Source organism: Alkalihalophilus lindianensis (assembly GCF_032843265.1).
GTDB classification, from domain to species: Bacteria; Bacillota; Bacilli; order Bacillales; family Bacillaceae_D; genus Alkalihalophilus; species Alkalihalophilus lindianensis.
This window is the reverse complement of record NZ_JAWJBA010000977.1, coordinates 1-239: the sequence shown is the minus strand read 5'-3', so window position 1 is coordinate 239 and position 239 is coordinate 1. Positions and strand designations below refer to the sequence as shown.

The following is a 239-nucleotide window of genomic DNA, read 5'->3' as shown; positions in this document are numbered from 1 at the left end:
CTCGAACGGGTCGAAATCCTGCGTGATTTGCGCCTCGGCGTCTTCGACGTGCTGATCGGGGTGAACCTGCTGCGCGAGGGCCTCGACCTGCCGGAAGTGTCGCTCGTGGCGATCCTCGACGCCGACAAGGAGGGCTTCCTGCGCTCCGACCGCAGCCTGATCCAGACGGCGGGCCGGGCCGCGCGCAACGCTGAGAGCAAGGTGCTGATGTACGCCGACCGCGTCACCGGCTCGATGCA

The 239-nt window shown here is 67.8% G+C and carries 1 protein-coding gene; it reads left to right on the top strand.

Features of this window, described 5'->3' with window-relative positions:
- Positions 1 to 239 (top strand): helicase-related protein (locus RYX56_RS25040; protein WP_317124475.1); only part of this gene is annotated, 239 nt, incomplete at both ends.